This window comes from Pseudoalteromonas sp. TB25 (genome assembly GCF_000497995.1).
GTDB lineage: Bacteria > Pseudomonadota > Gammaproteobacteria > Enterobacterales > Alteromonadaceae > Pseudoalteromonas > Pseudoalteromonas distincta.
Window position 1 is genome coordinate 1 of record NZ_AUTI01000223.1, and the last position, 6259, is coordinate 6259.

Annotated in this window: 4 protein-coding genes and 11 tRNA genes; 7 read left to right on the forward strand and 8 right to left on the reverse strand. The window is 37.9% G+C overall.

Going from position 1 to position 6259, the window contains the following annotated elements; genetic code table 11:
* The 3 genes from L652_RS0106260 to msrB form a co-directional block, all read left to right on the forward strand.
* On the forward strand, positions 1–224 hold a 224-nt coding region (locus tag L652_RS0106260), incomplete at its 5' end, for a DUF2919 family protein (RefSeq protein ID WP_024603371.1).
* Positions 225–226: 2 nt separating this feature from the next.
* Positions 227–667 (forward strand): hypothetical protein, encoded by a 441-nt coding sequence (locus tag L652_RS0106265; RefSeq protein WP_024596815.1) that lies wholly within the window; start codon positions 227–229, stop codon positions 665–667.
* A gap of 147 nt (positions 668–814) precedes the next feature.
* The gene (gene msrB / locus L652_RS0106270; protein WP_002958586.1) at positions 815–1255 is read left to right on the forward strand and encodes a peptide-methionine (R)-S-oxide reductase MsrB; all 441 of its coding nucleotides are present in this window, start codon (positions 815–817) and stop codon (positions 1253–1255) included.
* A 4-nt stretch (positions 1256–1259) separates the two neighbouring features.
* Here the strand turns inward: msrB and L652_RS0106275 are convergent, their stop codons facing one another.
* From L652_RS0106275 to L652_RS0106310, 8 genes are all read right to left on the reverse strand, one after another.
* Positions 1260–2906, reverse strand: a complete 1647-nt coding sequence (locus tag L652_RS0106275; RefSeq protein WP_029753297.1) for a response regulator — start codon at positions 2904–2906, stop codon at positions 1260–1262.
* A gap of 506 nt (positions 2907–3412) precedes the next feature.
* A tRNA-Val gene (locus tag L652_RS0106280) sits at positions 3413–3488 on the reverse strand.
* A gap of 61 nt (positions 3489–3549) precedes the next feature.
* A tRNA-Val gene (locus tag L652_RS0106285) sits at positions 3550–3625 on the reverse strand.
* Between the two features lie 32 nt (positions 3626–3657).
* Positions 3658–3733: transfer RNA gene (locus L652_RS0106290), tRNA-Val, on the reverse strand.
* Between the two features lie 48 nt (positions 3734–3781).
* Positions 3782–3857: transfer RNA gene (locus L652_RS0106295), tRNA-Val, on the reverse strand.
* 151 nt (positions 3858–4008) lie between these two features.
* A tRNA-Val gene (locus L652_RS0106300) sits at positions 4009–4084 on the reverse strand.
* Positions 4085–4245: 161 nt separating this feature from the next.
* Positions 4246–4321 (reverse strand) — tRNA-Val (locus L652_RS0106305).
* Positions 4322–4473: 152 nt separating this feature from the next.
* A tRNA-Val gene (locus L652_RS0106310) sits at positions 4474–4549 on the reverse strand.
* 1127 nt (positions 4550–5676) lie between these two features.
* On the opposite strand from L652_RS0106310, the gene L652_RS0106315 reads away from it, so the two are divergent.
* The 4 genes from L652_RS0106315 to L652_RS0106330 all read left to right on the forward strand — a co-directional run bounded on the left by L652_RS0106315 (position 5677) and on the right by L652_RS0106330 (position 6255).
* Positions 5677–5752: transfer RNA gene (locus L652_RS0106315), tRNA-Ala, on the forward strand.
* Between the two features lie 37 nt (positions 5753–5789).
* A tRNA-Glu gene (locus L652_RS0106320) sits at positions 5790–5865 on the forward strand.
* A 144-nt stretch (positions 5866–6009) separates the two neighbouring features.
* Positions 6010–6085: transfer RNA gene (locus L652_RS0106325), tRNA-Glu, on the forward strand.
* 94 nt (positions 6086–6179) lie between these two features.
* Positions 6180–6255: transfer RNA gene (locus L652_RS0106330), tRNA-Glu, on the forward strand.
* Positions 6256–6259 lie beyond the last annotated feature (4 nt).

A 6259-nucleotide genomic window follows, 5' to 3' on the forward strand; every position in this document is an offset into this window, starting at 1 on the left:
GCTGGCCCCTTATTGTATGTGCTGTTGTTGATTTAACATGGTTAAGTATTCAAGCCGCGCATAGCCATTATCGATTTTCATCATTTTTAGCAGTACAAATGATGATTGTTTTATGGGTATTGTGGTATTTGGTGAAAAGCCGTTATTTAACCGTTTTTTTTAATGATTGGCCTGAGCCGACAGAAAAAGCATCAGAAGAAAAAAAGCGACTTAAAAGGGATTAGTTGTGGACGCTGTAAATAAAAAAATAGCGATAGCTATATCGTTAATAGGGTTAGTGCTTATTATTTTAATGATTAGCACTGAGCTTTTAGAGTTTATGTGGTTTAAAGCGCTATTTGGGTTGTGGGTATTTGTTTTTTGCTCAAGCGTTTATAGGCTAACGCCCTTATTTAAATCAAGAAACAGGCTAGAGGATTTTATTCAGCGAGATGCCCAACATTTACTACTTTTTAGTTTGATGGGATTTTTTGATAAAAAGCATGGTCCAGATTGGTTAGTTATTGAGAGTATTGAACGCATAACGACAAAGGATGATGAGCTAATAATTTATAGTAATAACGAGCGCCAAATGAGTGTTAGTTTACCTGTAAAAAAAGCAGAGCTAGATAGTTTTATTAAACGAATACTTACCGACTCAGAAAAACAAAATATTACCTTTAGCTGAGGAGATTACCTTTAAAATTGAACGAGTTTTAGTTTTAAACGGTCAACACTCTTTAGCTGATCTTTAGTGTATTAAATAACGTAATAATTGACCGTACTTCTTATAAATTTATTAAGTACGGTTAATCAACTATTCAATGAGGCTATTATGTTGAAGTGGAATGATGTTATTAACTTTGCCACTAACGGCAATCCTACCCCAAGTAAAAAAGTAGTCAAAACTGACGAGCAGTGGCGGATGCAACTATCAGAAGATGAATATTACGTAACACGTAAGAAAGGAACAGAGCGCCCAGATAGCTCGGGTAGTTGTACATTACTCGAACCTGGCAAGTATGTGTGTATTTGCTGTGATAACCTATTGTTTGATGCCGATGAAAAGTTTGATAGTGGTACTGGTTGGCCGTCATTTACGCAACCTGCGACAATTGAAGCGATTGGTTATGTAAACGATACAAGTCATGGTATGGAGCGCATAGAGGTGGTTTGTAACGTGTGCGATTCGCACTTAGGCCATATTTTTCCAGATGGACCATTACCAACAGGTTTACGTTATTGCGTTAATGCTGCAGCAATGAAAAAGCTCTAATATTTTATTTACTAGCGCTTTGAATATCTAAATTCATTTCTTTTGCTATATGCAAAATCTTATCTAAACGCTGCGTCTGATCTGCTTGTAATTTAGTTTTATCAAGAAGGGCGTAGCATCTTCTAGCAAGATCCATATTAAATGAGCTGCCAGATTGCTTGGTTGAATCAAATAGGCACTGTAATAAATTAAGTGCAATACTCTGATTGCGAGGCATGACTCTAAACGCTTGCGTAAAAGCTTCCAGCGCAGTATTTAACTGCCCTTTATTAAATTGATTAACGGCATGGTTATTAAGCTCTTTTGGACCCATTTTAATATCGCGTCGCTCACTTTGTTGCTGCTGAATATAACGCAAGTAAGTTGTGTCGCTAACTGCAGGGTGTCTTTCACAGTGGCTAATTATTTGTGTGAATAAGGTTTGCGCCTTCTGATGAAACCCCAGTTCATGAAATGCTTTTGCTTTATCAAGTGCTCCATCAACCGATCGGATATGAGTATCGTCGTCATCAAGCTGCTCAATTAGTTTTTTCGCTTTTTGATGCTCGTCTTTTAAGTAATGAAGTCGTGCATTAAGTACATCAATTTGAGCTTGATTTGCATTATTAGGAAACTGTTTTTTTAAATCATTAATGTACTGATTTGTTTGTCTAGAAATTCGTTGAATTTGATCAGTTTGATCAGTCGTTAACGCAAAGTCGATACCGGCACGTGCTGCATTCAAATATACATCGGGGTGGTCGTGTATTGAGTGCTTTGCAAAGGAGGCTATATCTTTTTGAGTTAAATAGCTTTTTTCGTAGTCGTGATTAATTAGCGACACATTACTTAACGATTTTTGGCGTGTGATGTTTCGCGGTGCAATGTCTGCTGCTTGACTTAAAAAGCTTTGTGCTAGCTCAAACTGATTTAGCTTTATTTCTAATCTGCCCAACAAATCAAGGGCTACTAAACGAGTTTCTTGGCGCTCTAACATTGTCTTGAGCATTCGCTGCGCCAAAATATGTTCGTTATTCGCTATAAGTGCCTCTACTAAACCTACTTTTGCCCAAGCAAATTTTTGAATATCGAGAACAGACTTAAAAAAGTCTTTTGCATCTTGAGCACGCTTTAAGCGAAGTAGGGCATCGCCTTTTAAGCGAAGTAGGATAGGACTGTAATTATTATTTTTTTTATCCAGAGCGGTATCAATAAATTTAATAGCTTTTGAATCGTTACCATCATCAATTAATGAATACACTGTTTGTAAGTCGTGTTTACGCTTTAAGATTCGTTCAATGCGTGTTTTAAGCTCTTGTACTGTAAAAGGCTTAACTAAAAAGTCATCTGGCTGCAGCTCAAGAACACTATGAACGAGTGAGCCACTTGTTTCTGCTGAGATAAAAATAAAGCCAGTCGAACTTTTTATGAGCTGCTTTACACGTAGCTCTTCATAAAGCTGGTAGCCATCTTGGTGTTTGTTTAAGTTGAATGAGCAAACTATTAGATCAAATTCTTCACTTAAACACTGCTCTTTTGCAGAGTTTGCATGATCAGCAAAGCGCAACTGCCGAAAGCCAAGCCTTTCTAACGATTGTTTCATATAGCTTTGAGCAAGTGGCTGCTCCTCTACTATAAGTATTTTTGCTTTTGAATAGATCTTAGTTGGCATTGGCTTAAGCGTAATTGTATTTAACACAGACTATAATCAACAGTTTAACTCCTTACAAGGGAATTTAAATGATAGCTGTATTTATTAGGTACTTAACTTTGCCTAATACGTTTATCTAACTACGAAAGTACTGAGCCGAATAACATAATTAAAAACCAAATAAGTAAAATGGAAACGCTATATTTGATGAGTGCTTTGATATGGAAATTTAGATTTTAATAAAAATATGAAATATATTTAAGGTAAAAAGAGGAGTTAAACGTATTTAATATGGGAAAAAGTTATTACTAGAGAAATTGTTTAATGGTATTTATATGTGGTGGGTGATTACTTGGCTTGATACCAGTGACCCTCGCCATTATTTGTAAAGGGTAGTGATGCTCTTTTTCTTACGGCTAAGTTAATTACATACGATTTTTATATTGAGTTTTTATAAAGTTCTTAAATGTATTTAATATGAAAAGAAAGAGTTATTACTAGAGAAGTTATCTGATGGTATTTATATGTGGTGGGTGATACTGGACTTGAACCAGTGACCCTCGCCTTGTAAGGGCGATGCTCTCCCAACTGAGCTAATCACCCACATATAATAGGTATGCCTGTTATTTAATTCTTTATTATCAATTAACCGCTTGATGTAATTTGGTGGGTGATACTGGACTTGAACCAGTGACCCTCGCCTTGTAAGGGCGATGCTCTCCCAACTGAGCTAATCACCCAAATTACATTTTAATATGCACCATTCTAGGAATGGTGGGTCGTACTGGACTTGAACCAGTGACCCTCGCCTTGTAAGGGCGATGCTCTCCCAACTGAGCTAACGACCCATATTAAATTTTAAAACGCGACTATTGATATAATAATAGGTTTATATGTGGTGGGTGATACTGGACTTGAACCAGTGACCCTCGCCTTGTAAGGGCGATGCTCTCCCAACTGAGCTAATCACCCACATATAAATTAAAACGCTACTATTAAAATAAATAGTACTGGACTTTAACCAGTGAACCTCGCCGTTACTTGTAAATAGCGGTTATGCTCTCTTTTTCTAACTGAGCTAACGACCCATTTAGATTTTTTGTAATATGCACCATTTAAAAAATGGTGGGTCGTACTGGACTTGAACCAGTGACCCTCGCCTTGTAAGGGCGATGCTCTCCCAACTGAGCTAACGACCCATATTACATGCTACTACCGATATAGATAGTACTGGACTTTAACCAGTGAACCTCGCCATCTTTTATAAAAGGCGGTGATGCTCTCTTTTCTTGTAACTGAGCTAACGACCCATATTACAATTTTAAAACACGACTATTAATATAGTAATAGGTTTTATATGTGGTGGGTGATACTGGACTTGAACCAGTGACCCTCGCCTTGTAAGGGCGATGCTCTCCCAACTGAGCTAATCACCCACATATAATTTAAAACGCTACTATTAAATAAATAGTACTGGACTTTAACCAGTGAACTTTGCCGTTACTTGTTAGTAGCGGTAATGCTCTCTATTTTCTAACTGAGCTTATGACCCATATAGAATTTAGATGTGAACACTTTAACTAAAAAGTGGTGGGTGATACTGGACTTGAACCAGTGACCCTCGCCTTGTAAGGGCGATGCTCTCCCAACTGAGCTAATCACCCACATCTAAACAACATTGCATTGCTGCGTTGTTGTGGGGCGCTATTATAGATAGAGTTGGAAATGTGTCAACACTTGAATGATAAAAATGTGCTGAATGAAGGTTTTATAAACAATAGGATATGGTTGAAGTCTATTTTATCATCAAATTTGATATTGCAGTTCAATTAAGCACCTAAAAGTGAGTAGGGAATTGTATTTTATTAACCTTAAATTTAGTTTTACGATACTCATTGTTTTTTTACTGGAGTCGTTTTTATGATTATGAGCAAGATCGATTAATATTAGGGCGAGTTATTTAGTGAATAGAGTGGTCCTTTAAAAATGAATTTAATCTAAACTTCCCAAAATAAATGCTATTTCAGCATTCTAAACTCTATTTTTGTACTTACTTTATTTTTATAAGCCAACCTAGCCATCTCGTAAATACGTATTCCTCGCTACTAGCTTCGGGTTAAGACTAAATAGATCACATATAACTAGGGCGTGTTGACCTTTGTGGATTCAAATTTGTTCAATCTAGGGACGATTAAATCGCGGCGCGAGGTTTGTAACCTAGTGGGCCAAGTAAAAGCCGAGCAAAGCTTCCGCTTCACCCACCAAAGATCAACGCGCCTTGAAGTTTTATACATAGAATTACGAAGCAACAGTGCTCTTTTAAAAATGCTCTTCAAACAATAATCGAATTTTTTAGTACGAGTTACGCTGGTTATTAAGCAAGTAAAGGCTGCGGGTACTCTCAAACCCACATTTAAGTTTTGGTTATTATAAGCAATTGTAACTTTTAAAAGATTAAGGCGATTGGCGGGGCCTTAATTGGTAGTTTATAGATAAGTTTAATTTGCATATAAATGTATACCTTTGCTTTGATGCAATTTTGTTGCATTAAATAGGGGAGTAGGGTGTTGTTAAGTATTCGCTGCAATATAGTGATGTTATTATAAGCAGTAGGGCTAGAATCTTATTCAAATTGTATTTTTTAGCACGCTTGATAGCCAGTTTGTTGAAAATTAAACCATTTAAATAAAGCTAGGTAAAAAACTGTTGACTTTATTTTGGGTGGTGCATAGAATGCGCCCCGCACTAAGCGATACACGATGTGTTTATCACGGCGGGTATTGATTAAGTTGGGGCCATAGCTCAGCTGGGAGAGCGCTTCGCTGGCAGTGAAGAGGTCTGCGGTTCGATCCCGCATGGCTCCACCAAAAATTAGTGTTTTGTCCTAGGGTAGCAGTTTTCTGTGTCCCCATCGTCTAGAGGCCTAGGACACCGCCCTTTCACGGCGGTAACAGGGGTTCGAATCCCCTTGGGGACGCCACTTAACTTTTATTAGTTAAAGGCGGTTTTACCGAGAAAATAGCGTCACAATTAAAGCTCGAGTCTTTACTTGTATTAAACGCAATTACCTTAAAGCTCATGATGTGAGTTAAACTTATCAACTGTCCTAGTGACACATTTATGTGTCCCCATCGTCTAGAGGCCTAGGACACCGCCCTTTCACGGCGGTAACAGGGGTTCGAATCCCCTTGGGGACGCCACTTACTTATTTTTTAATAGGGAAGTGAAGTGTTATTAAGAAAGCTCGCCTGAAACGAGTCTAAAAATTCAGTTGTCCTAGTGACACATTTATGTGTCCCCATCGTCTAGAGGCCTAGGACACCGCCCTTTCACGGCGGTAACAGGGGTTCGAATCCCCTTGGGGACGCCACTTA

What these genes read in the sequence shown, in the direction of transcription:
- msrB (WP_002958586.1), top strand. Translation starts at nt 815, where the DNA reads ATGTTGAAGTGGAATGATGTTATTAACTTTGCCACTAACGGCAATCCT.
- L652_RS0106275 (WP_029753297.1), bottom strand. Translation starts at nt 2,906, where the DNA reads ATGCCAACTAAGATCTATTCAAAAGCAAAAATACTTATAGTAGAGGAG.